Source organism: Pseudoalteromonas sp. JC28, assembly GCF_013319255.1.
Classification (GTDB): Bacteria; Pseudomonadota; Gammaproteobacteria; order Enterobacterales; family Alteromonadaceae; genus Pseudoalteromonas.
On sequence record NZ_QOKX01000004.1, the window covers coordinates 396,695 to 422,577 of the forward strand.

Here is a 25,883-nt window from a genome sequence, read left to right on the forward strand (position 1 = left end):
GCGCTGTTTATCTAAATAGGCTAGTGCGAGAACTCTAAACTAGTTTAATCAGTTTCAAAAATATCCTCACTAATGATATGGTTTAAGTACTGCATGTAGCAGCTAAAAATAACCATATAATTAGCAGCCAACGCTCCTACGGGTATAGATAGAAAAGGTGTGGTGCACATCACAACAATGAGTACCAGGTTAACAGAAAGAATAAACCTCGACTTGGTTTTTAACCTCTCCTTTATCGCGTCAATAGCGGACATTTTTCTTATTTTATACACAATTCTTATAACATGGGCTGCTAATAACATAGCGAATGCAATATTAAAAAGTGTAAGTAGTAGGTATTCAAGGTGCAGCCCGGCAATACCTATACAAGCAAACGCTAGCATAAGTAGCAACTGTATCCAGTGCTGTTTACAGTAAGCTATGAGCGTAACTTTTGCACAAGCTCCTTGTTCTTTTGCCACTACGGATAATAAATCCCAAGTAGGTACAATTAGCGCCATATAAAAACCAATATATAAAAGTAGGCTTGACTTGTATAAAATAGCAGAGAAAAGCAGTAATACTGCAATAGTCAACTTGGCTACTGGTAAGCCTGGTTTTAGGTATATATGATCTATGTAGTTCATAGGAAAGCCTTTTGTGTATCACCTCTTAGATTAACATCTCTCTACTTCTTCTCATTCATAACAGTCATCACCGGTACAAGTCAGGATACTCTGCTGAACAAAAATCTCCGAAGAGCTACTGGGACCGCTGTCATTATTTCCACAGTCACAAGGAGTTTCTACACTTCATCATTATTACCGCGATTGTCGCCATCATCACTTAAATATCCTTTTATTTATAATTCGAGTTTGTACCCGAAATTGATTATTACAAATTGTTTTTAAATTGTAAACTTAAAGTGAGTTTTCAGCCGTGTGGTATGTTGAAAAGGGGGCTAGATTAGAAAGTATGAATGTCAGGAAAGTGAAGGGAAATAAATAAGCTTTATAGGAAAGATAAGCCAACCAGTTTGTCTCGGCTGGCCTATCAGATAAGGAATTACTGCGAGATCTGTAAACGTAGGTAGTCGTAGATCTTGCTAAAGAATCCACCTTCTTGGATCTCTTCAAGCGTAACCAGCGGGTATTGTGCTACGTCTTCACCTTCAAGCTGTAAGAACAAAGTACCAACTTTAGTACCTTTTGCTAGCGGCGCTTCGAGTGTTTTATCTAACTCAAAGTTAGCCTTTAAGTTCTTGCTTTGACCACGTGGAATAGTGATTGGCGTGTCTTCCATAATGCCAAGCGATACGGTTTCTTTGTTACCCATCCATACGCGCTGATCGGCAAAAGCGTCACCGGCTTGGTAAGGAGTAATGGTTTCAAAGAAACGGAAGCCGTAGTTAAGCAACTTTTTGCTTTCAACTTTACGTGCTCGCTCACTCTCAGTACCCATGACGACTGCAACAAGACGCATATCATCTTTAACCGCTGAAGTAACAAGGCTGTAGCCGGCATCTGAGGTGTGGCCGGTTTTAATGCCGTCCACTTCAAGGCTTGCATCCCAAAGTAGTGAGTTACGGTTATATTGCTTTATACCATTGTATGAAAAAGACTTTTTCTTGTATAAAGCGTATTCGTCAGGTACATCACGAATAAGTGCGGCACCTAGAGTCGCCATGTCTCTTGGAGTGGTGTAATGCTCATCGGTGTCTAGGCCATGGCTATTGATAAAGTGACTATTCGTCATGCCTAGCTTTTCAGCATGTGCATTCATCAGATCGGCAAACGCACTTTCGCTACCAGCAATGTGCTCGGCCATTGCAACACAAGCATCATTGCCAGATTGAATAATGATCCCGTGGTTTAAGTCATCGACACTGACCTGCTTACCGACTTCGATAAACATCACCGACGAACCGGGAAAATTCTTAGCCCATGCTTTTTCACTAATGGTGACCTGATCAGATGGACTAATGTTACCTGCCGCGATTTCAGTACCAATAACATAACTGGTCATCATTTTGGTTAAACTTGCAGGCGCTAGCTTAGTATCGGCTTCACCCTCTGCAATCACCTTTCCTGTTGTGAAATCTACAAGGAAATAGCCTTTCGCATTGATTTGCGGCGGTGAAGGAATAATTTGTGCACTGGCACTCATAATAGAGAAAGTGCACACCAGTCCAAGGACTTTTTTAACGATTTTTGGTTTGATAGAAGTCATTATGCTCGCTTTTTTGTTTATCGGCATTCATTGCGGTTATTCTAAAGTTCCTGCTCACTGTAAAGCAAGAAAGCACGACTAAATTGACCTTGTTGTAAGGTTTTTAGTAAAGATTGTGCTTGATTGTCGTCGGTAATTGGGCCGACTCTAAGCTTGTACAGGTTGTTTTCAAACGTGATGGGTGTACCTAACCCCAATTCTTGTTTTAACTGACCTGCTAATAACTGTATGTTCTCAAGTTTACTGCCAGCAGCAACTTGTACATAGGTTAGCCTTGGAGACTCGCGCGATAGAGTAATGGCTTCGACCTTAACGCGCGCTGTACCCTGAAGGTGATAGCCTAGCTTGTAGGCGGCAGCGTAAGACAGGTCGATTAATCTATCGTCGTGGAATGGACCTCGGTCGTTAATTCTAACGATAGCAGAGCGTCCGTTGTCTAAGTTTGTTACTTTAGCAAAGCTAGGGAGTGGCAGCGTTTTATGTGCCGCTGTCATATCGAACATATTAAAAATTTCACCATTGGAGGTGTGGTAGCCATGGAATTTACGGCCATACCACGAGGCAATGCCTTGTTGTTGATACCCATGTTCGTCTGAGATTGGTGTGTAACGTTTACCAAGAACAGTGTAGGGGCGATTGGCACTCACGCTCTTTTTCTCATTGGTGACAATGGCATCTTGCATTTCCAGTTCGGTAGGTTCGCGCAGTGGCGCTTTATCATGGCGAATATGATAGCGGCTTCCACAAGCGCTGAGCACGCTTAACAGGGCAAATACTAAAACCAGTTTTGAAATTAGGGTAATACGAACTGTCATTATTTTAACAACATCCTCTTATCTGTTGCGATTGCCATAATAATGCCAAAACCGGCCATTAAGGTCACCATCGATGTGCCACCATAGCTAATTAGGGGCAGAGGTACACCGACTACTGGCAAGAGACCAGAAACCATTCCGATATTTACAAAGACATAGACGAAGAAGGTCAACGTCAGTGCTCCTGCAAGCAGTTTACTGAAAGCGTCTTGTGCTTGCACCGCGATATACAATCCACGACCAATTATAAAGAGATACAAGCTGAGTAAAATGGTGACACCCAACAAGCCAAATTCTTCGCTCAACACCGAAAAGATAAAGTCGGTATGGCGTTCGGGTAAAAACTCTAATTGAGATTGTGTTCCATGTAGCCAACCTTTGCCCTCCACGCCACCGGAGCCTATCGCAATTTTCGATTGGATAATATGGTAACCCGAGCCCAGCGGGTCGCTTTCTGGATCTAAAAAGGTTAGTACACGTTGCTTTTGATAGGCATGCATTCCGTAATGCCAAAACGCATAGCCACCGGGGACCGCAAGTAATAAACCAGAGCCGATTAAACGCCAACTTAACCCAGCTAAAAAAAGTGCAAAAATACCAGAGCTGGCGATTAAGATAGAAGTACCCAAGTCAGGTTGCTCTTTGATAAGGATGGTCGGTACTAACACAATCACAAAGCCGATTGTTAAATTCAAAATACTAGGAGGTAAGTGAGAGCGGCCAATAAACCAAGCGACCGTCATAGGCACTGCTAGCTTCATTATTTCAGAAGGTTGAAAGCGGGTAACACCTAAGTCGAGCCAGCGCTGAGCCCCTTTACTACTGACTCCAAAAAACAGCACGGCGACGAGCATACCAAGCCCTAAAAGGTAAACGGGAATTGCCACACGCTTAAGTGTATTAGGGGAAAACTGCGCCATAAATAGCATGGCAACTAATGCACCAAACATGCGTGTGCCGTGGCGCATCATCATGCCCATATCTTGTCCACTAGCACTATAAACAATCGCAAGGCTACCAATCATCATAGTGAGCAAGGCTGTAAATAATGGTAGGTCGATATGGACTTTTTCAAATAGCGAACGCGGCTTATTCAGCGGGCTCATTGCTGTTGCTCCTTCTCAAGCGGGTAGGCTGAAAAGTAATAATCCATCACTTGTCTTGCCATTGGCGCTGCGATAGCACTACCACCACCTTGGTTTTCGACAACCACAGTGATAACAATTTGAGGGTCATCAAAAGGTGCAAAACCTACGTAGATACCATTGTCTCTGTGTTTTTCTTTTAGCTTTTTGGCATCGTACCTTTCGCCCTGAGCAATGCTGACAACTTGTGCGGTGCCTGTTTTACCTGCGTGGTCATAGGTCACGCCCTTAAATGCGCTTTTCGCTGTACCTATTTTTACTGTGTTGTGCATGGCTTTTAGTGCGATATCCCAGTGATAAGGATTTTTCAACACAACGGGTGGTTTTTCTTCCGTAAATAATTGTTCTACTTCAGTGTCTTGCTTAGAAATTTGTACTAAGTGCGGCTGGCGGTGTATGCCTTTATTGACCAAAATGCTCAGCGAGTTCGCTATTTGCATTGGAGTGGCAGTCCAGTAGCCTTGTCCTATCCCAACAGAAATCGTATCTCCTGGATACCACGACTCTTTAAAACGTTCTCTTTTCCATTCAACGGATGGCAAAATGGCGGAGGTTTCTTCATGAATATCGATACCCGAAAGCTCACCAAAGCCAAACTGGTTCATAAAGTCGCTAATTTTAGTTATGCCGAGTTTATATGCGGTTTCGTAAAAATAGGTATCACAAGACTGCTCAATAGCCTTATACACATCAACATGCTCATGACCCCAAGGACGCCAGTCACGCCATTTATGTTTTACATTGGGAATTTGAAAAAAGCCAGGATCCCAAATTTTGGTTGTTTCGGTGACAACACCTTCTTCCAGCGCAAGCACAGCGAGATGGGGTTTCACCGTGGAAGCAGGTGCATAACGGCCTTGAGTTGCACGGTTGATAAGCGGTCTGTCTGGGTTGAGCAAGGCTCGGTAATCTTTGCCGCTGATCCCGTGAACGAACAGATTCGGGTCGTAACTTGGGTTAGAATAGAGCGCTAAAATTCCTCCGTCGCGTGGATCCATAACGATGATCGCGCCTCGGGTGTCTTTTAGCACATGCTGGACGATTTGTTGCAAGCCGATATCAAGCGTTAGCACCAAGTCTTTACCTGGTTGTGGCGTTTCCATGCTTAATGTGCGAATGATACGGCCACGATTATTCACCTCGACGCGGCGAGAGCCCACAATGCCGTGCAGCTGTTCTTCATAAAACTTCTCGACACCGAGCTTACCGATATCATGGGTGGCACGATAGTTAGTGTCTTTGCCTTCTAGTTCTAAGTCAAAGAGTTCCTCTTTATTGAGCTTTGCGACATAGCCAAGGGCATGAGTGAGGGTATCGCCATAAGGATAATAACGGGACAATCGAGCTTCAACGCTAAAGCCAGGCAGGCGGTGTTGGTTCACCGACAAAATTGCAACTTCTTCTTCATTCAAGCGGCCCTTTAGTACTTGACTTTTGAAGCGGCGGTTATGCTTGATTTCCTTTTTGAAATCTTCTACTTCTTGCTCAGAAATTTCGATGAGTTGACGTACAGAAGCTAATGATGCTTCGAGATCTTCGACATCTTCTGGGATCACTTCAAGGTTGTAAACGGGGCGGTTTTCGGCGAGCAAGACACCATTGCGGTCGTAAATCAGACCACGATTAGGGGCGACCGGTATGACTTTTATACGGTTATCGTTTGAGCGGGTACGATAGGTCTCGTGCTCGGTTACCTGAAGCTTGTAGACGTTGTGAAACAAGACCCCAACAATAATAACGACAAAAACAAAGCCGACAAAGGCCCGTCTCGCGAAGAGGTTAGCCTCGGCAGAATGATCCCTAATCGTCGGCCGTTTTTTTATCATTATTATTCTCTGTGGTAAGGATGATTATTATTTAAACTCCAGCCACGATACAAGCTCTCGGCAACCACTATACGCACCAAAGGATGGGGTAGGGTTAAGTTTGATAATGACCATTTTTGTTCAGCCGCAGCAATACATTCTGGTGCAAGCCCTTCAGGGCCGCCAATCAGTAAGCTAACATCGCGACCGTCCAGCTGCCACTTTTCCATATTGCTCGCAAGTTGGTGTGTATCCCATGGCTTGCCAGTCACTTCTAAGGTTACGATCCGATTGCCTTTTGGAATAGCGGCTAAGGTTTTTTCACCTTCTTGTTGCAAAATGCGTTTAATATCTGCGTTTTTCCCCCGTTTGCCGGCGCTAATTTCAATTAACTCCAGTGGCATATCTTTGGGGAAGCGTCTTTGATATTCAGTGAAGCCAGTTTCAACCCACTTCGGCATTTTGGTACCTACGGCAATGAGTTGGATCTTCACATTAGCCCCACAGCTTTTCTAGGTCATAAAAGTCACGGGTTTGGTCTTGCATTACGTGAACAACAACGTCACCCAAATCAACCAATACCCACTCACCAACGTCTTGACCCTCTTGGCCAATTGGTGTTTCTCCAGCATGACGAGCTTCTTTTGCGACATGATCGGCAATCGATTGTACATGGCGTTTTGAGGTGCCTGTACAGATCACTAAGTAATCGGTGATTGAAGAAGTTTCGCGAACGTCGAGCTTAACAATATCACGCGCTTTCATATCATCTACTTTGTCTAGCGCGAAATCTAATAACTGTTGTGAATCCAAGTTTTTGTCTCTGTATTTCAAATAATCGGCGATTTTAACATGCTTTATGGGGTTAATCAGCATACAAGCCATGGCTATTTATATAATCTATGACAGAAGCAGGCAGCCAATGTTCCAAATATTCTTTGTCATGCTGCGCAATTGCAGCTCTTATTGTACTCGATGCAATGTCTTTTTGCTCACCGTGAAGGAAATAGCAATGTCCAGCATTGCTGGTTTGGAGTCTATTTGAGCTATCTGTGCGTGCTTTGGCTAAATAAGCCGAGACTTTAGTATCTGGTGAGCAATGTTCATTTGGGCGTTGATACACCACTAGGTGACACAGCTTTGTGATTTCTTGCCATTGATACCAAGTGTGCAGGCTATTAAACGAGTCCATACCCATTAAAAATAAAATCGGCTGGTCTTTATATTCGTTACGCAGCTCTTGCAGTGTTAGCAGGCTGTAAGAGGGTCCTTGTCGGTCAAGCTCACGTCTATCAATAACCAGTTTTTGTTGCCCTGCTAGCAAATTTGCAAGCATCGCTAGGCGATGCTCGTCACTGATGCTGGGCTTTTGTTTATGAACCGGTATGGCACAAGGTAAAAATTTTAACTCAGCCAGACTTAGCTCGTCGACGCAGCGCATCGCCATATTTAAATGGCCCAAATGCGGAGGATCGAAAGTACCACCAAACAAAGCAATCATACATGCTCACTTTGGCTAATTGGTAACGGCATTGCGATGGGGGTGGCAAAGGCTAGCGCGATGTGTGCTAGAGCTTGATATGGCGCAGTGAGCCTTGCTTCTTTATATGCGGTATCAAAGTCTGCCATCATACAGAGCAACTGTTTCATTTGCTCTAGCGTTAATCTGTCTAACGCTTGCTGCGTGATGGTTTGCTGATTTTTCCAGACATTATGCTTTTTATAGGCATCCGCAAGCGTAGTGCCTGTTTGCCACAAGGTTTTAACACCCAGTAGGGTGCGTGCTTGGTTTTGCAAGGTCCAGAGAATACTCGCGGGCTCTACATTATCGCTGGCGAGCTTATTCAATACTTTGATGATTTGTTTAGGGTTGCCACTTAGCAATCCGGTATTTAAATCAAAAATATCGAACTTAGATTGATTTAATAAGCCGCTCAGCAATTGCTGTTCATCAACAGGGTTTTTACCAAATAGTAAGGAAAGCTTTTCGAGTTCCTGATGCGTTGCAAGCAAGTTGCCTTCTGTGGCAACGAGCAGGGCACGCTTGCCTTGTGGTGACACAGACAGCTTCAACCGCTTACATTCATCATCAAACCAGCGCTCAAGATGACGCCCAGTTAACGCATAGCAAGGTACAAATAGGCCTTTAGGCTCTAATGCTTTGAACCAAGCGGTGCGTTGAATGTCTTGACCCGCGCCCAGCCCTTTAAAAATAACAACGACATCTGGATTGACCTGTTCGGCTAAAGACTTTAAAACCGCAACACCTTGGGTAGGAACTTTTTGCTCGTTAAAGTCGAACTCGATGAGCGTACGTGCACTGAACAAAGACATACTGTTGTACTGTGCACTGAGCTCTTGCCAGTCAAACCCCGGAAGTAGAGCAAATTTAATGACTTCGTCAAAGCCTTGCTGCTTGGCTGCGGTTCGTATGGCAAGTACACATTCGCCTTGCTGAAAGGGTTCTTCACCAAAGACCAGATAAAAAGGGGCAAGCCCTTTACTTAGGTAATTGGAGAGTTGATTGGCATAACAACGCATTACAGTTGCGACAACTCTCGAATAATACGTTGGCTTGCAAGACGGCGCATCTCGGTTAGGATCAGCTCAAGCTCTTTTGCCTTTGCTAGCGCGTTGTCTGGGTCGTCCTGATAGTTACGATACAGCTCGAACATTTGTTTAACGGGTTCTTGGCCCGGACGACTCAATCGGTACGACACGCGATACGCCAGTTCATACTGAGCAACCTGACCATTTTTGAACAAACTGAGTGTTTGACGTTCAAGTGAGTCATTGTACAAGTACAACTCAGCAGCTTGTTTGGTATTTTTTGGTGTAAGGGATACCTGAGCGCGCTGAAGATCGGACTGTAGCTGTTCAAACAAGGCTGAACGCTTGTCGTCACCGCTTAAGGTGATTTCTTTTAGATCGTCAGGAAGGTAAGAGGCTTGCTTGAGGTGAAAACCGCAGCTCGCCACGAAGAAGCAAGCTAGCAAAACTGCTAGCTTGCTGGTGTGCCAAAATAGGCTACGCATCTTAGTTTGCAACCACATTAAGTAGCTTACCAGGAACATAGATCACCTTACGGATGGTCTTGCCGTCAGTAAATTTAGTGACGTTTTCTTCGCTAAATGCAATGGCTTCAACTTGTTCTTGCGTTGCATCTGCCGCCACGGTGATTTTAGAGCGCAGCTTGCCATTGACTTGTACAACGATAAGCTTTTCATCTTCAACTAGTGCGCTTTGGTCGACAATAGGCCATACCGCATCAAGAATATCGCCAGCTTTGCTAAGCTCAGCCCATAGCTCGTGACACATGTGCGGTGTGATAGGCGCAAGCATGATCACCATGGCTTCTAGCGCTTCGTTTGCTAGTGCAATGTCTTGCTCATCGCTCAGTGGCGCTTTGATAAGCTTATTTGAAAGCTCCATCACCGCCGCAATTGCCGTGTTGAACGTTTGGCGACGTTCGATATCGTCTGTCACCTTTGCAATGGCTTTGTGGATGTCGCGACGTAGCGTCTTTTGCGCTGCATTTAGTTTGCTTAAATCAAGCTCGGCAGTACCAGCTTGCTTTACGTCAACTGCGTATTTCCAAATACGACGAAGGAAACGGTGCGCACCTTCAACGCCTGAGTCAGACCATTCAAGCGTTTGCTCTGGTGGAGCCGTAAACATCATGAATAAGCGAACCGTGTCAGCGCCGTATTGCTTGATAACCGTTTGCGGGTCAATACCATTGTTCTTCGACTTAGACATTTTGCTCATGCCTGCAGAGAATACCGGCTCGCCGTCTTCTTTATGCCACGCTTTAGTGATGCGGCCTTTGTCGTCAGTCTCAGTTAATACGTCAGTTGGTGCGATCCAAATGTCGCCGCCTTTCTCGTCTTTGCGGTAGTAAGTATCCGCAAGTACCATGCCTTGACATAGTAGACGCTCAAATGGCTCATCAGAATTCACTAAACCGAAATCACGTAGCAACTTGTGGAAGAAGCGCGAGTACAACAAGTGCAAGATAGCGTGCTCAATACCACCAATATATTGGTTTACTGGTAGCCAGTAGTTTGCAGCACCTGGTTCAAGCATACCTTCATCGTAGCGTGGGCTACAGTAACGTGCATAGTACCAAGATGATTCCATAAAGGTGTCGAATGTATCGGTTTCGTGGAATACCGCTTCACCATTTATTGTTGCTTTTGCCCATTCAGGATCTGCTTTAATCGGTGAAGTTACTCCATTCATGACTACGTCTTCAGGTAGACGAACAGGGAGCATGTCTTCAGGTGCCGCAAGCTCAGAACCATCTTCTTTGTTTAACATTGGGATTGGCGAACCCCAGTAACGCTGGCGGCTCACACCCCAATCGCGAAGACGGAAGTTTACTTTGCGCTTACCTACGCCAAGTGATTCTAGTTTAGTCGCGATGGCGTTAAAGGCGCCTTCAAAGTCTAGGCCATCGAACTCGCCAGAGTTGATAAGCGTGCCTTTTTCGGTAAACGCTGCTTCAGCCAGATTGGCTTCTACTTCTGCGCCGGCTAGAGGCTGAATAACTTGTTTGATCTCAAGGCCATAAGCGGTTGCAAACTCATAGTCACGTTGATCGTGACCTGGTACTGCCATCACGGCACCTGAGCCGTAATCCATCAGTACAAAGTTAGCTACCCAAATTGGCACCTCTTGTCCTGTGAGTGGGTGGATAGCAGTAAAGCCTGTCGCGATGCCTTTTTTCTCCATCGTTGCCATATCCGCTTCGGCAACTTTGGTGTTCTTGCACTCTTCAACAAAGCGAGAGATTGCTTCGCTGTTTTTCGCCGCTTCTTGAGCGATCGGATGACCTGCCGCAACTGCCACATAAGTCACGCCCATAAAGGTATCAGGGCGGGTGGTGTATACGGTGAAGCTTTCGTCGTTGTCGGCACGTTTAAAGTCGATTTCAACGCCTTCTGAGCGACCAATCCAGTTACGCTGCATGGTTTTAACTTGCTCAGGCCAGTGGTCAAGCTTGTCTAAGTCATCCAGCAACTCTTGTGCATAATCGGTGATCTTAATGAACCATTGTGGAATTTCTTTTTGCTCGACAATGGCACCAGAGCGCCAACCACGGCCGTCAATTACCTGTTCATTTGCCAGTACCGTTTGGTCAACTGGATCCCAGTTTACCGTTGACATCTTTTTGTATACTAAGCCTTTTTCGTAAAGCTTAGTGAAGAACCACTGTTCCCACTTATAATATTCAGGGTGACAAGTCGCGATTTCACGATCCCAGTCGTAACCAAAACCAAGTAACTTAAGCTGGTTGCGCATGTAGTCGATATTTTCGTAGGTCCATTTCGCCGGTGCGGTATTATTTTTAATTGCCGCGTTTTCAGCTGGAAGACCAAACGCATCCCAACCCATAGGTTGCATAACGTTTTTGCCTTGTAGGCGTTGGAAACGAGAAACCACATCACCAATGGTGTAGTTACGTACGTGACCCATGTGGAGGCGACCACTTGGGTATGGGAACATTGAGAGACAGTAGTACTTCTCTTTACTTTCGTCTTCGACAACTTTGAAGGTATTGTTTTCTTCCCAGTACGACTGTACTTTGGCTTCGATATCTTGCGGGTTATATTGCTCTTGCATCTAGGTTTCCAAACATCTGGCAAAATTAATAGAAAATTGCTCGATAGCATACCCGAAATTGGCCAGCAATCACAGCACCTAAAGTGGAATTATTTTAGTCGATTGCCGCGGACTAAAGGTGGTGTCGAAGTGGAGATAAACTACGCGAAGATCTGCAGCGGTAAAAGGGGAAATTTTGTGCTGTTGCAAGTAAGAGTTATTATCACTTACTATTGCTAAATATCGGAAGAAGTTTGAGAATTCCCTTGATAAAATTGTGGTTACGCCGTGCTCACCTAGTAATGGCGCTAGTGGCTGGTGCATTTATTATTTGCTTAAGCTTAACTGGGGCACTGCTTATATATGCCAAAGATATTCAATATCTTACTCAGCCTCAGTTGTGGCGAGTTGAGCCACAGTCTGAGCCTCTTGGGGTAGAGCAAATAGTAACCTTTATTGAATCTACAACCGCTGAAAAAGTTTCACTGTTTATGCCTGAGCAGCAACCGGATTTGGCGTGGCAACTGAAGTTGTCTAGCGGTGATTATGTTAGCGTTAACCCCTACAGTGGCGAGATCCTTCATCGCTACGAGTATTATTCTACGATATATGGCTTTACGATGGCGCTACACCGTTGGTTGTTGTTTGAAGATGCTGACAACAAAAAGCCGCTTAGAGACTGGGTATCTATTTGTGCACTTGTACTCATTATTGAGTTAGTGTTGGGCTTTTATCTTTGGGTAAAGCCTAAAAATTGCTTGAAACGGTTAGTGATAAAACCAAAAACTAAGCTAAGGATCCTACTTTATCAGTTACACACCGTATTGGGGGTATATTTGCTTTTACCTATACTGCTCATTGCCTTCAGTGGTATGGCGTTTAACTGGCAGCCGCAAACTAAGGCTGTGGTTGAGTGGTTAAGCTTTGATGAGGTCGAAGTAAGGCCAAAACCACCCACTATTGCGGTTAATTTTCACGGCTTACCCTACGATTTAAATAGCGCTACAAAGCGCGTAAAATCTATCTTCCCAGACGGTCAGTTGTTCCGTATTTATATGCCTGACAAAGCGTCCGACAGCGTCGCTTATAGAGTTCAAAACCCTGGTGAAAGTCATGCCTACAGCTGGGTTTGGGTAAATCCTTATAACAGTGAGGTGGTAGCGCAATATGATGCATCAAAAGCCGGAGTCGCTACGCAAATATGGAACTTTAAGTACAAGTTTCATATTGGTGATTTTGCCGGTCCCATCGTGCAATTTGTTTGGTTAATGCTTGCCTTAGTTCCGACTTTTTTCACGGTATCCGGCCTGTATTTTTGGCTGCAACGTCATCGTAGGAAGCGGTAATTAACTTCACTCTAAGTTACTGTTATGTGTATATAATTGCAAAAATCGATGTAAAGTAAGGTGGTCTTGCACTAAAAGGTAATGCAAACCATTCACATTCATCTTGTTTTTACTGAGGTTTGGCAATATTATATTGCCGCTTTTTACATCATTATTATTCTAAATCCAGCAAGGATAACCATGTTAAAAACTACTCTCAGTATGGTAGCGTTGGCTGTTAGCGCAGCAGCCATTGCAGACGATACCAATGTTAAAGATCTTCAAGCTGCAGATATGGAGCATATCGTGGTCTCGGGCAGTCGTGTGTTTGAAAGCATCGATGAAGTGCCTGCCTCCATTACGATTATTAATCAAAAGCAAATCGAAGATCATTTAAAAGTAAATCCAGAACTACAAAGTTTGTTATCTCAAATTGTTCCTGGTCTTGCTCCGGATACGGGTAGTTCAAGTAATACTGGGCAATCGTTGCGTGGACGTGCGCCTCTGGTGATGATTGACGGTGTACCTCAGTCTACACCACTGCGAAATGGTTCTTTGGGTGTAAAAACACTCGATCCAAGTGCCATCGCTCGTATAGAAGTTATCAAAGGGGCAACCTCAATTTATGGTAATGGTGCTTCAGGCGGGATCATTAACTACATCACCAAGCAGGCTAAAAGCGATGGCAAACCAGAAGGTGAAATTAGCCTATCTAGCCGCTTTAGCGCAGTAAAACTTGCAGAGAGTGCGGGTGCTCGAATTGCGGGCGCGATTAATGGTCGCGTTGACCAATTTAGTTATTTAGTCACGGCAAGCTATGAAGAAAATGGTGTTCAGCGTGATGCAGAAGGTGATATTCTGGGTTTACAGTATGGTCTGTCGGATACCGTGACAGAAAACTACTTCACTAAGCTGGGCTATGACTTTGACGAAGACAAGCAACTGCAATTTAGCTATAACTTCTACAGTTCACAGCAAAAAACGGACCTAGGTGATGTATTTGGTAACATCAATTTAGGTGAAAAATCTTACGCTATTCACGTGCCACCAGCTCAGCAAAAACAAGGTAAGCCACAAGGTCCTGAAGGTAATGAAAACATTACTTTGAAATACACCGATATAGAAGTTTTTGCTAATACACAAATGACGCTTGATGCGTATATGCAAGACATTGAGAACGTGTTCTTCTTCTCTCCAAGCTTAGCAAACCCTGATGAAGGATACACTGGCGGTCAATCTATCATCCGCTCTGAAAAAAAGGGCGCGCGTGCGACATTTAATACCTTGGTTGATTTTGACAATGTCCAAGCTACCTTCATTTATGGTATTGATGCGTTGAATGATGTGACCTCACAGCCACTTGTTGATGGTCGTATTTGGGTGCCGGAAATGGACATGGAAAGCATCGCAGGTTACCTACAGACCAAGTGGATTGTTGCCGATGACCTAGTGTTAAAAGCGGGAGTGAGACAAGAAAGTATTGATCTTGCGGTAGCTGATTACCAAACACTAAAACTTTGCCGCTCAGCGGATCAGTGCTCTGTGCCACTTAACGTGAAAGGTGACACCATTGACTATGACGCCACAACTTACAACGTGGGTATTAAATATAACGCAAATGAAAAGTTCAGCCCATTCGCCAGTTACTCGCAAGGCTCTGATATCTCTGATATTGGCCGTCTGCTGCGCAGTGCAACGGTAGAAGACATTGGTCAAATTCAAACAGAAGCATCAATTGTTGATAACTACGAAATCGGCTTTAATTCTCAATTTGAGACGCTACGATTTGAATTTGCGGCATATAGAAGTACATCTGAGTTTGGCACAACGAATAAATTCAATGAAGTAACCGGAGTTTATGAGCCTGTTCGAGCACCACAAAAAATTTGGGGTTATGAGGCACTTGTCGATTACAAGATCAACGACACGCTAAAACTTATTGCGACATATAGCTATGTAGAGGGTAAAGATACCGAAGCCGATACTTATCTTGGCTCTAGACAAATTAGCCCACCAAAGCTTACGGCAAACCTAAATTGGCAGCCAGTTGATGCGTTATCGATGACATTAAGCTGGTTACATGTCGGCGACCGTAAACGTTTCGAGCGAGACGATAAAGGCAACTATGTTGGAGATCAAGGTCCAATTGACAGCTATAACGTGGTTAACTTTAGTGGTCAATATCAATTCGGCCAAAGCTGGCAAGCGTTTGTTGGTATTGAGAACTTATTTAATTCAGACTACTTCCCAGCTCGCGCACAAGCCTATACGTACGGTGGCTACAATATTAAAGGCCTTGGCACGACGGCAACCGTTGGCGTGAAGTATCGTTTTTAAGCTAATAGCAATGACTTTTGGCTTCATAATCTGAAGCCAAATGGGTTTGCTGAGCACCAAGTTCAGCAAACCCTAATACAATGAATGGTATATCTGGTCTACACTTAATCTATTGGCGAAACAGGAGTGTAGCAATGGCGGATTATCAAAAATGGCTGGATCAATTTTCCGATTGGCTCAAAGACGTCAAAGAACATGAAATTGACGATTTATCTAAACGATTCTGGGAAGCGCAGAGCGCACTGAAAGACTACACCAAACAAACCTATGATGATTATAGTTACTATTTAAAACGTGACTTGGAACATCTTCTCGAAAACAAATCCTTCTATGATGAAGCGGCTTGGAGTGAGCTCAAAGCCAACATCTTATTTGAAATATCCCAATTAGAAGATAGAACTCAACTTGAGTGGTCCGCACTTTTAAAAGATTTTGAACACCAAGGCATTTATAAAGAAGGTGAATGGATAGCTTTGGGACAATTAGTGTGTAAGAATTGTGGCTATAAATTAGATGTTTATTATGCCATCAAGATCCCAGCTTGCAGCGAGTGCGGGCATGGGGAATATACTAGAAAAGCATTAGCGCCCTAAAGTGTGGGCGCTCAGCTTGGAAGCACCAAGCTGAGTAGACTAACGTATGCGAATAATACAAAGAAGTTAGAATGACCAAATCTAAATTGTCGTCTGAAAAAGCACTGCCTGCGAGCCAGCTCGCGCCATCAGTTTCGTTGACTCACATAGAAAATTGTATCCAAAACCCTTACCCAGAAGCGCTGCCATTTATTGGCCAGCAGCGCGCTCAAACCGCCCTAGACTTTGCCTTGGGAATGGAGCTTCCCGGTTATAATGTGTATGTCATGGGAGAAGCGGCGCTGGGTCGTTTTACCATGGTGAAAGACAAGCTCGAGGCGCACAGTAAAACTAAGCCAACGCCCAAAGAATGGTTGTACGTTAATAACTATGACGACCATCGTGAGCCTATCGCGCTATTTATGCAGGCGGGCGAAAGTAAGCAGCTTGAGGCCGATATTGACGCCTTTATTGATGAGATCTTAGATACTTTTCCTGCAGCTTTTGACAACCCGGGTTATCAACGCAAGAAAAAGTCGCTAGATAAAGAGTTCGAACAAAAATACGATGCTGCGATCACCGCTGTTGAGCAACAAGCTATGAATATGAGCGTTGCACTGATAGAAGATACGGGGACAGTTGGCTTTGCTCCTGTGGTCGATGGTAAACAGCTCAGCGATACGGAGTTTTCGGCACTAGACGAGCATGTTCAGGCACACTTCTTAACGGCAATTGAAACATTAGAAGATGCTCTCATTGAGTCGCTTATTGAACTGCCAAGGTGGAAGCGTGAATCTTCTGAGCGCTTGCGTAATCTTAAAAAAACCACCATCGAAGTGGCGACCAAACCGCTATTAAAAGCACTTGAGCATAAGTATGCTGCACACATTGGCGTGCTGCGTTATCTTAAAGATCTTAAGGTTGAAATTGTCGATGCGGTATTAGATTGGCTAGACGACGATAGTAGCAACGAAGAGAACAAAGATGACTTTGACTCAAAGGGAATGCTCACGGACTTTTTTGCGCCCAATATTCTGGTTGAGTTTAAAGAGGACGACCCTGCGCCTGTGGTGTATGAGCCAAATCCGACCTTTGGTAATATCTTTGGTAAGGTGGAATATGCAACCTCTCAAGGTAATTTGATCACTAGCTATCGCTCTATTCAAGCCGGTGCATTGCACCGCGCCAATGGCGGCTATTTGATCATGGATGCGGAAAAGGTCATGGCTAACGCCCAGGTGTGGGATGGCCTTAAACTGTCGTTAAAAACCCACCAAATTAAAAATGACCTACCGTACCAAGATAATTCGGTGGGCAGCAGCTTTACCTTAAAGCCGCAGCTAATTCCGTTGGATGTCAAAATTATTCTTTTGGGTTCGCGAGACCTGTATTACACCATTGGTGAATACGATGAAGAGTTTGCAGAACTATTTAGAGTGCTGGCCGATTTTGATTACTATTTACCAAGCTCGGACAAAATGCAGTACCAATTTATCACTAAGGTGATGGAATACTGTAATGATACTTTGAAGATTGAGCTTAGCTCAGCTGCGCTGGCGCGTATGCTTAAATTTAGCTACCGCCAAGCGGAGCATCACAGTAAGCTTTCAGCGCGCTTTGCTGATGTTTTGGAGCTGGTAGCAGAAGCCAGTTTTTATGCCAAGCAAGATGGCGTAAACCAAATTGCCGCTAATCACATCGATGAAGCGATAGCTGGAAAAGAATACCGGACAGGGCAGTTAAGTGAAAACATGCTCAGCGATATTCAAGAAGGGCATACCTTGATTGCAACTGAAGGCACCGCAATTGGTAAGGTAAATGGCCTGACGGTACTGCATATTGGTGACACCGCATTTGGTACGCCTGCGCGTATTACCTCTACGGTATACGCAGGTGCTGACGGGGTGATTGACGTTGAACGTGAGGTAGACTTAGGTAAGTCAATTCACTCAAAAGGTGTGATGCTGCTTACCGGTTACCTAGGTAACAAGTATGCGCAAGACTTTAGCCTGACACTCAGTGCAAATATCGCCATTGAACAAAATTATGGTTTTATTGACGGTGATAGTGCATCACTTGCAGAGCTTTGTGCGCTGCTATCGGCGGTGACGCAACTCCCCGTGGATCAATCATTAGCGCTCACTGGCTCAATAAACCAACACGGTGAAGTACAAGCCATTGGTGGTGTAAACGAAAAAATCGAAGGCTTCTTTAAACTCTGCAAAATGCGAGGCCTCACAGGTAAGCAAGGGGTGATCGTCCCTGAATCTAACAAGGTCAACTTAGTGTTAGATGATGAAGTGATTGCAGCTGTTGAAAAAGGCTTATTCCATGTCTATGCCGTTGCCACTGTAGATGAAGCGCTTAGCTTGTTAATGGATAGACCAGCAGGAGAGCTAAGTGATGAAGGCTATCCCGAAAACAGTATCAATGCAGTTGCAATGGCGAAACTTGAGCGTATTGCAAAAGTAGTAAACGGCGATGATGACAAAGGAGAAGAAAGCCATGACGACAACTAATATTATCCTCGTTATCGTTGCACTGGTGATTGCAGTGGTGTTTTTTCGAGGTGGTCAGAAACAAAAACAGCTTGCGCAGTTTAATCGAATTCAAGCGGCTGACTTTTTGAAAGAGAACGAAAAGCGCGCAGAGGTACATAAAACCGACTCAGGTCTTCAGTACGAAGTCATCACGCAAACTGAAGGTGGTAAACAACCGAGCGCAACGAGCAAGGTTAAAGTGCATTATCACGGCACCTTACTTGACGGCTCAGTATTCGATAGTTCAGTACTGCGCGACCAACCAATTAGTTTTGGGCTTAATCAAGTGATCCCAGGTTGGACAGAAGGCGTGCAGTTAATGACTGAAGGGGATAAATACCGCTTTTGGATTGGTCCCGATTTAGGTTATGGCGACCGCGCTGCAGGTAAAATCGAACCTGGCTCTTTACTCGTATTTGAGGTTGAGTTGCTCGCGGTAGAGTGATCGGTGTTATAGTTGTGCAAGGCGCTACGGCATATAGCTTGAATAAACGTAGCGCCATACGCAGTTAATGGAGCAACAACCTACATAAATACAGCCAATTATTTTCCTTTATTTTCTGTATAGCGACTAAGCAGCATATTGGCGACCTGTTGCTTTACGGCCCGTTTGTCGTTGGGGTCAACGCCAAAACGTTCCGCCAGAAGTGCGATTTCTTCATCGGTTAGATTGAAGGATAAGCGTTGCCGAGTTTTCTTCGATTTAACTTCTAAATCAAGGATCTTTCTGATCATATCGGATGGCGTTAGCTCTTCGTCTATCGCCTGTTTTTTAATGCTTTTTTGTACTTCCGTGGTTAAATCGAAGGCCATTTGTGTGGCCCTCAATGCCACTTCTTGACGTTTCCACTTGTCTTCTCTTGTGGTCACGAGTTAGCTCCAGGAAATAGGTCGACAATATCGCTCAGTGGGCGACACATGGTTAGTGACACGTCAGTTTCCCCCCCATCCCAGATCTCGATATTGATAGCGAACTTTTCGTCAGGACTAAGTAACTCGATAACTTCACATACTTCGCCACTTTCATCTTGATAGCGTGGCAAGGCGCGACCGCGATAATCGCTATCGTAAAAATAGCAAACGTAGGGCGCTTCACTTTGTTGATAGCTTTTACCTAAAAATCGCTCGAAAATCTCTGGAGTGGCGTGGGTGTCGATGTGGGTCAGTGCTTCTTCATCGAAAATACGCGCAAATTCATCAAGCGTAAAAATAGCGTCGACGTCTTCTCTTTGGATTTTGATAGAAAAATTCGCATATTCCTCACCGTCACTTTGTTCAATTTGCAAAAAAGTAATGTTACCTGAATCACTTTCGAGAACAAATTCATATGCAGCGCTGCGCTCAAATTGGTAAGTTTGTACGCCAACCACTTTTAGGGTTTGCCCCTTGAGCCAGCTAGGGTAAGCAAATGAATCAATGATGGTGAGCATATCCCCAACTTTCAGATCTTTTGCATGAGTAAGTTGTCGCTCAGGAGTTTTTTTTGATTTAAAAAAGCCAAACATAATGCACCTACATAATCAAAAAGGGTAAAAAGGAGGCGAGGCCTCCTTTTTCTATTCGGCAAATATTAGTTGCTTTGTTTCGCTCTAATACGTTCAAGAATATCATTACTCTTTTGCGTAGAGCCAATTCCAGCTTCTGCCATTTTGGCTTTTAGATCTGCACCCGTTGCAGCGGCTTCAAGCTCTTTTGCTGCAGCCAGTTGATCTTGCCTATCTTGCTGGCGTTGCTTGATACGCTCAAGCGACTGACGTGCATTTACCATAGATGACGTATTGGTATTTAGCGTACTGTTTACTGCCATGGTTGCTTTTTGAACGCTGTCTGTGGTTTTTACCATTGTTAGTTGGCGCTGGTTTTCTTTAATCGTTTTTTCAGCTTCTTTAATTTGCTGTTTTAACAGGATCACATGTTTACTAAAACCGTCTAGCACTTGCTGGTGCTCTGCGCGCTCAACTTCAAATTCACCGATTTTCTCTGCAATTTCTACCGCTAAAGCTTCGTTACCTTTTTCCAGCGCTTGTCCAGCATAGTTTTCATGCTCGATAATGCTTTCGTCAAGTGCAGCTAATTTGCGTTTTGTCTGCATCTCTTTCGCCATTACTTCTGTTAAGTTCTTTTTGGCTTTAGCTAATGCGTTTTGTGCGTCAGCAATTTCTTGCTCAAAAATACGAATGCCATTTGCGTCAACAATTGACTCACCAACTTCTCTAGCGCCACCACGAACAGCAGTAAATAATTTCTTTAAAATACTCATTTCACAACTCCAATATTACTCATTCAAATACACAGTCACGGCTTCCAATGCTTCGATTGCATTGTCCGCGAGGGTGACCAGTTCGTGCGTGATCTCATCAATTGAGGAGGAAACGGCTAGAGCACCAAATATCGCATACTGCTCATCAATTTTAGCAAACGCACTCAGCGGGATCGGCACATTCAGTTTTAATAGTGCTTCATTTAACTCGTTTAGCAACTCAGGCTTTACCTCATTCTCTTTAAATAGGTAACTAATGCATACAAGTTGTTCTTCAGTCTGAGTCACAAAAATTGGTAATTCGTCATTTCCGTCAACAATCACTTGCAATACATCTTGCTCGCCTTCATTGGCGATTAAGAAAGATTCGAAGTTAGCACCTTCTGTTTCAAATGATGCTAATTTGATTGATAGTTCATTTAATTCCATCTTCATTTACCTTTTTTGTTTTGACATATTATGTCTGAGTTAAGAGTTGCACGTAAGACATAATATGTCAATGGCCGTGCGCTAATTTTTATACAACTCATCTTCCGTTTGCCATGCTTGACGATAATAATCGTATAGTCTGCCCGTTCCTAACTGGTTGACTTCAATATCTTTTGCTCCGTCAAAAAAGCGATTTGGGAAAGCGAAAGTAGCAAGTAAATACTCTTTGTTTATCCAGTTACTTGGAACAGGCAAAGACTCGACCGACCGGATCCTAGCACTTGCTGGTTGTCCTGTTCTCGTTGCGATTGTCCATCCCCATTGACCAAATGAGGGAATATTCTGCTGATATTGCTCAACATGCGTAAACCCGGCATGTTTTACTGTTTTAGCTATGCTAATAAACGCTTTTTTGGCGTGATAGGGAGACGTTGATTGAATAGCGAGTGCGCCATCGGGTGCCAGTAATTGACGCACATGATTATAAAAGTAGTCGCTATATAGCTTATTCAAATCAGGGTGATTTGGGTCGGGTAAATCAATAATGATGGTGTCAAATTGTCTACCTTGGTCGAGCATTTTCTCTACTTCTAAAAATGCATCTGCAACGATAACGGTTGCTCTTGGGTCATTTAACGCATCTCCATTTAATTGAGTTAATTGACTAGTGATGTTCGGTCTAGCGGGGTAGGGCTGCCCTTGTAGTCCAAATAGTGAGAGCAGTTGCCCATCCAAATCGATTAAGGTTGCATTTTCAACAGGCCATTCCAGTACATCTCGAAGTGCCAGACCATCTCCGCCGCCAATGATTAATACCTTTTCGCGCCGGTTAGAAGCCAGCATTGCAGGATAAACGAGCATAGTGTGATAGATCTGTTCATCTACAGATGAAAACTGTAATCGACCATTTAAGAATAAATCGTTAATTGGCATCGGTTGTGCGCGGCTCAATCGCTCAGTGATGACAACATGTTGATACTTCGTTGATTCTGAATAGATCACCTTGTCTTTGTAAAGCACGTTGCTGAGATCTTTCATCCAGAGGGAGCCATGGCTCAGGATGACAAAAAAGATACCAAGCAGAATAAAGTGGCAAGCAAACAGCAGCTTAGCGAAACGGACATGAGCATGGTAACGCCATAGGAAGATAAGTCCTGCAATGATATTAAATAGCGCAGTCCACGCTGCTGCTTGCATTATTGGCAGTGCAAGCATAATCGTGACCCAAATAGCGGCACCAATACCAGCACCGATATAATCTGCACCGTAAATGGTACCTGCGTTATTTTCAAGGAAGCGGCCATACACTTGTTGACGGATCCTAGCAATCAGCGGAATTTCCATGCCAATTAAAATGCCTAGGATGAGGCCGAAAACATAAGGTAAAAATCGGGCAAATGCTTGTAATTGCGCAAATGGCATACCATCTAAGACACTATCAGGAGGCAGGCTATAAAGGCTGGAAAGTGTATGGGGCAGGGTATAGGTAAGTGCTATAACACTGGCGATCACCAAAATACTGCTCATGCCGAGTAGCGCGATTAGGCTTTCAAGCCATGCAAAAGCGGTAAAAGGATCTTTAAACCAACGCGCTAAAAATGCGCCAATGCCCATGGCCACGATCATCGTGCCTATCATGGCATAAATCGCGCTCTCTACTGAGCCTAAAACGCGGCCTGCATAGTGGGAAAGTAAATATTCGTAGATTAGGCCACAACCGGCCAAAATGGCCATAACGCCAATAAGTAGGGTATCGTGACCGAACAACGACCAGTTGCCGGTCACTCTTGCTGAAGTTTGTGGTGCAGATGCGCTCAAGGGTTATGCACCTAACAAACTTGCCATAGTCGTACCAATCGCAAAAGAAAGCGCGGCTGAGATTGCAGCAACACCAACATTCTTTTGTCTGTTCACTTCATCGGAAATATCTTTACCCGCCAGAATAATTTTTATCATAACGAGGTGTAAGACGATGAAAAGCACAATGCTACCCAGTGCAGCAATACTCCAGTAAAGTAGGCTTGAGTTAATGTTGTCCGCTACATACGGCGCTAAACCGGACGCTGCAGTCAGTGCCAGTGCTGAGCCGATTAAAAAGCCCGCGTAGCGGATCCCAACCGCGATATTGTTGTCTTTAATTGCCTGCTGTAAACAGTCGCCACTTTTGTTGGTGCGCTTGAATAGTTGTACTCGGTATTGGCTCACAAGCAGCATACAAATATTACCAATAATGAAGGCTGCAACCACAATAGGTAAGCCATACCAGCCTTCTGTGAGTACCCAAAGTAGAGCTGAGCGGATCACAATGGCAACGCTCACCACATGGCCAAAGTCAATCAGTGCTGAGGTGACATTACCTTTAACGATTTCGTCATGGAGGTTTACCTTGCGTAGCGCGACTTTGTCTTGGAAAAAGTGACCGAGCTTGATAAGGATGATACCAACGATACCATAGCCCGCCATTTGTAGCGCTTCTTGAGCTAAAGAACTGGCAAAAGCACCACTTGAAATACCTGAAATTACAATGGCCAAACCTGCTAAACCACCAGCAAAACTGAGGCCAAATGCAAAGTTGTCTTTTTCTGTGATTTCATCGTTTGCATGAAGGTTAGATACCCAACCTTTGATGTATTTTAAGCTAACAAATAACGCGACGATCACCGCCATATCTATTAGCAATGCTTGAAAAGTCCAAGCTGTTAATCCGTTAAATTGGTACATGTGTTAACTCCGCTATATATGCGCTATTTGCCCCGGCTTACGCCACGGGAGGTTCTACTTGAGCTATTGCGAACAGAGCCGTAGCTTGATGTTCGAGAATAGCTGCTTCGAGTTACTGCTGATGGGGTGTTACTACTTCGACTTAACCCTGAAGCGCCAGACTTTTTCTTGGCATAGGGACTGGTAAACTGTTTGCCTTGGCGTTGATACGATTGTTGAGTACGTTTGGCGAGCTCAGTTTGGCGTTTGTAGCCTTTATAACTGGTGTATCTGTGGCGGCCATAGTCGCTGTAGTAACTGTATCTGCGATGTTTACTCCAGCGGCCATATTCCACATCACCGACAATATCTCCAAGCATGCGATACATGCCATACCACATCCAAAAGCTAGTGCCGTTAGAGTTAGTCTGCCATTCGCCATAGTTGGCATTGCCAACAAGCTGATTGCCGACACTGGTCTGACCGTTTGCCGCTTGTTCCGCCTGCTGACTAATAGCGCCAACTCGCGCTAGCTTGCCATCTGACATATCAGCTAAAACATTGATTGGATCTGTCAGCGCATCATTGAACAAACTGATGGAAGCGGCTTCTTTTAACAACACTGCTTGGTTGATAATGTCGTCGCTGTTCATACTTGGAGCGGGGGACTTGAGGGACTGATAACGAGTCAATAAACTCTGATATAAGGTTCCACTGCTTGTTGCGTCTTGAGCAATAATTTGCGCAATTTCACTGAGCTGAGGTTTTTGCTGACTAAGTACTTTGCCATACTCAGTCAAAAGGTTGGCATTTCTCACCTGCTTTTTATCAAGGGCGGTTCCCAGCGTATTTATCGCTGTTGAAGCTTCTTGAAGTGTATGTGTAATGGTTTGCTGGATACGTTCTTCTTTCGATTCGCAGCCCAGCATTAGGCTCAAAACACACAGTAGGCTAACCAGTTTCCAAATTCTAAAGTTGGACATTCATTGTCACCTAATCTACCTTGACCGTTCATTTAAATGTGCTGTTTTATTGAGCTTAAGTCAACTCAAACGTGCCGTGATTGGCATGTTAAATGGGCTTAAATTGTAACAATAAATCAGTCTAGAGAGTTATTATCTATACACCTTAACATTTGTATTAATATAAACCATAGCGTTAGGTGAACTGGGATAATAATAGAGTTTGTTCATATAGAAGTTGCATTCGTATGAATGCAACGATCACCAAAGCATCAATATAAATCTATCGATACTACAAGGTTAATATACCTTAGCAATTTGCCTCTAGAATGTCATAAATGGCATCTTCTAGGTCTTCTAAATCAGTTTCATCTATCAGCAATCTGGCTTTTGATTCATCAAGGTCTAGCGCCTCCGCAAAGAAGCCTTTAAAGCCTCGCGCTTTGCGGTCAATCTCAAAGATAATTTCTAGTTGCTCACCGCGATTAAAGAAAACCACTTCCACTTCATCAAAGCGACCATGGAAGTAACCTGTGATCGTTTTAAACTCTAGCTCTTGTACGAATGGGAGGCGTGAGAAAGATACTTCATCAATACCTTCACAGTCTGATTCATAGAGTTTAAAGCCAAGCGCTTCCATCGCATCGATAGCCGCTTGTTGTAGCTCGGTAGGTACTATGTGTAAATAGTCCCTATCTGACTTGTCGAGCGCCATATCAATATCAAGGTTGGTAGCAATCCAAGTTTTGGATTGTCCAACGGTAAGCGGGGTTTCTTCAGCGAGGTCAAGCGCAAATGGAATGTGCTTTTCATCACCGGGTTCGATAGTAAATCGTTCGTTGATTTGAAATTTAGCAAGGGTGTGGTTTTTAGTGATGGTCGTTGTTTCACCTTCACTGTCTTCTCTTTCAACCGTGTAGTTACACATTACGTTAAGATCTATTTTGTTGATCTCTTGAGCAACTTTGCCACCGATGATTTTAACCGTTCCAGAAATTTCTTCGCCAGGAGAGGCGTGATGGGTCTCTAAAATGGTATCTACTTTTGCTGCACCGATACCGACTGCGCCAAGGGCTTTTTTGAAAAAAGACATAGTCATCCTTATATATCTTGTGACCTTCCATCATGGAAAGCGCTGCTGTGTCGATTATAGGAATTATTATCTATTCGTCAATTGCTTT

General features: G+C 44.1%; 24 protein-coding genes. 5 read left to right on the top strand and 19 right to left on the bottom strand.

What is annotated here, in order from left to right; all coding sequences use genetic code 11:
• Window positions 1–44 precede the first annotated feature (44 nt).
• The 11 genes from DS891_RS11600 to leuS all read right to left on the bottom strand — a co-directional run bounded on the left by DS891_RS11600 (window position 45) and on the right by leuS (window position 11,598).
• Window positions 45–626 (bottom strand): hypothetical protein, encoded by a 582-nt coding sequence (locus DS891_RS11600; RefSeq protein WP_174169870.1) that lies wholly within the window; start codon window positions 624–626, stop codon window positions 45–47.
• Between the two features lie 418 nt (window positions 627–1,044).
• Window positions 1,045–2,208, bottom strand: coding sequence for a serine hydrolase (locus DS891_RS11605; RefSeq protein ID WP_102057334.1), 1,164 nt, complete (start codon window positions 2,206–2,208; stop codon window positions 1,045–1,047).
• A gap of 41 nt (window positions 2,209–2,249) precedes the next feature.
• Window positions 2,250–3,023, bottom strand: coding sequence for a septal ring lytic transglycosylase RlpA family protein (locus tag DS891_RS11610; protein WP_010606150.1), 774 nt, complete (start codon window positions 3,021–3,023; stop codon window positions 2,250–2,252).
• A complete protein-coding gene (gene rodA / locus DS891_RS11615; protein WP_102057333.1) occupies window positions 3,023–4,129 on the bottom strand; it encodes a rod shape-determining protein RodA in 1,107 nt (368 codons plus the stop codon). The genes DS891_RS11610 and rodA overlap by 1 nt, the downstream gene beginning before the upstream one ends.
• Window positions 4,126–5,994 carry a penicillin-binding protein 2 gene (mrdA, locus tag DS891_RS11620; protein ID WP_174169871.1) on the bottom strand — a complete coding sequence of 623 codons (1,869 nt, stop codon included), beginning with the start codon at window positions 5,992–5,994 and terminating at the stop codon, window positions 4,126–4,128. Before mrdA ends, rodA begins: the two co-directional genes overlap by 4 nt.
• Window positions 5,995–5,996: 2 nt before the next feature.
• Window positions 5,997–6,467 (bottom strand): 23S rRNA (pseudouridine(1915)-N(3))-methyltransferase RlmH, encoded by a 471-nt coding sequence (gene rlmH / locus DS891_RS11625; protein WP_010372039.1) that lies wholly within the window; start codon window positions 6,465–6,467, stop codon window positions 5,997–5,999.
• Window position 6,468: 1 nt separating this feature from the next.
• Complete coding sequence (gene rsfS / locus DS891_RS11630; protein WP_010372036.1) at window positions 6,469–6,786, bottom strand: ribosome silencing factor; 318 nt, start codon at window positions 6,784–6,786, stop codon at window positions 6,469–6,471.
• A gap of 52 nt (window positions 6,787–6,838) precedes the next feature.
• A complete protein-coding gene (gene nadD, locus DS891_RS11635) occupies window positions 6,839–7,474 on the bottom strand; it encodes a nicotinate-nucleotide adenylyltransferase (protein WP_010606153.1) in 636 nt (211 codons plus the stop codon).
• Complete coding sequence (holA, locus tag DS891_RS11640) at window positions 7,471–8,514, bottom strand: DNA polymerase III subunit delta (protein WP_130163569.1); 1,044 nt, start codon at window positions 8,512–8,514, stop codon at window positions 7,471–7,473. The genes nadD and holA overlap by 4 nt, the downstream gene beginning before the upstream one ends.
• Complete coding sequence (gene lptE, locus DS891_RS11645; protein WP_010606155.1) at window positions 8,514–9,026, bottom strand: LPS assembly lipoprotein LptE; 513 nt, start codon at window positions 9,024–9,026, stop codon at window positions 8,514–8,516. Before lptE ends, holA begins: the two co-directional genes overlap by 1 nt.
• On the bottom strand, window positions 9,010–11,598 hold the full coding sequence (leuS, locus tag DS891_RS11650; RefSeq protein ID WP_174169872.1) for a leucine--tRNA ligase: 2,589 nt from the start codon (window positions 11,596–11,598) through the stop codon (window positions 9,010–9,012). Before leuS ends, lptE begins: the two co-directional genes overlap by 17 nt.
• Window positions 11,599–11,846: 248 nt before the next feature.
• On the opposite strand from leuS, the gene DS891_RS11655 reads away from it, so the two are divergent.
• The 5 genes from DS891_RS11655 (at window position 11,847) to DS891_RS11675 (ending at window position 18,796) form a co-directional block, all read left to right on the top strand.
• Window positions 11,847–12,923: a PepSY-associated TM helix domain-containing protein gene (locus tag DS891_RS11655; protein WP_174169894.1), complete on the top strand. Its 1,077-nt coding sequence runs from the start codon at window positions 11,847–11,849 to the stop codon at window positions 12,921–12,923.
• A gap of 180 nt (window positions 12,924–13,103) precedes the next feature.
• Window positions 13,104–15,239, top strand: a complete 2,136-nt coding sequence (locus DS891_RS11660) for a TonB-dependent receptor (RefSeq protein ID WP_029215847.1) — start codon at window positions 13,104–13,106, stop codon at window positions 15,237–15,239.
• A 134-nt stretch (window positions 15,240–15,373) separates the two neighbouring features.
• Complete coding sequence (locus DS891_RS11665; protein WP_017216346.1) at window positions 15,374–15,832, top strand: hypothetical protein; 459 nt, start codon at window positions 15,374–15,376, stop codon at window positions 15,830–15,832.
• A 71-nt stretch (window positions 15,833–15,903) separates the two neighbouring features.
• The gene (locus DS891_RS11670) at window positions 15,904–18,330 is read left to right on the top strand and encodes a Lon protease family protein (protein WP_174169873.1); all 2,427 of its coding nucleotides are present in this window, start codon (window positions 15,904–15,906) and stop codon (window positions 18,328–18,330) included.
• Window positions 18,317–18,796 carry an FKBP-type peptidyl-prolyl cis-trans isomerase gene (locus DS891_RS11675; RefSeq protein ID WP_174169874.1) on the top strand — a complete coding sequence of 160 codons (480 nt, stop codon included), beginning with the start codon at window positions 18,317–18,319 and terminating at the stop codon, window positions 18,794–18,796. The genes DS891_RS11670 and DS891_RS11675 overlap by 14 nt, the downstream gene beginning before the upstream one ends.
• 98 nt (window positions 18,797–18,894) lie before the next feature.
• Here DS891_RS11675 and DS891_RS11680 read toward each other — a convergent pair whose 3' ends face one another.
• From DS891_RS11680 to DS891_RS11715, 8 genes are all read right to left on the bottom strand, one after another.
• Window positions 18,895–19,221, bottom strand: coding sequence for a hypothetical protein (locus DS891_RS11680; protein WP_069018990.1), 327 nt, complete (start codon window positions 19,219–19,221; stop codon window positions 18,895–18,897).
• Entirely contained in the window at window positions 19,218–19,856 is a 639-nt protein-coding gene (locus DS891_RS11685; protein WP_010371998.1) for a DUF4178 domain-containing protein, read from the bottom strand. Before DS891_RS11685 ends, DS891_RS11680 begins: the two co-directional genes overlap by 4 nt.
• A gap of 65 nt (window positions 19,857–19,921) precedes the next feature.
• Window positions 19,922–20,611, bottom strand: a complete 690-nt coding sequence (locus DS891_RS11690) for a PspA/IM30 family protein (protein WP_102057325.1) — start codon at window positions 20,609–20,611, stop codon at window positions 19,922–19,924.
• Window positions 20,612–20,626: 15 nt separating this feature from the next.
• Window positions 20,627–21,040 (bottom strand): DUF2170 family protein, encoded by a 414-nt coding sequence (locus DS891_RS11695; RefSeq protein WP_010606165.1) that lies wholly within the window; start codon window positions 21,038–21,040, stop codon window positions 20,627–20,629.
• An 81-nt stretch (window positions 21,041–21,121) separates the two neighbouring features.
• Complete coding sequence (locus DS891_RS11700; RefSeq protein WP_174169875.1) at window positions 21,122–22,858, bottom strand: polyamine aminopropyltransferase; 1,737 nt, start codon at window positions 22,856–22,858, stop codon at window positions 21,122–21,124.
• 3 nt (window positions 22,859–22,861) lie between these two features.
• A complete protein-coding gene (locus tag DS891_RS11705) occupies window positions 22,862–23,761 on the bottom strand; it encodes a DUF350 domain-containing protein (RefSeq protein WP_039493655.1) in 900 nt (299 codons plus the stop codon).
• Between the two features lie 23 nt (window positions 23,762–23,784).
• Window positions 23,785–24,723, bottom strand: coding sequence for a hypothetical protein (locus tag DS891_RS11710; protein ID WP_010606168.1), 939 nt, complete (start codon window positions 24,721–24,723; stop codon window positions 23,785–23,787).
• A gap of 289 nt (window positions 24,724–25,012) precedes the next feature.
• Entirely contained in the window at window positions 25,013–25,795 is a 783-nt protein-coding gene (locus tag DS891_RS11715) for a sporulation protein (RefSeq protein WP_174169876.1), read from the bottom strand.
• Between the last annotated feature and the right edge of the window lie 88 nt (window positions 25,796–25,883).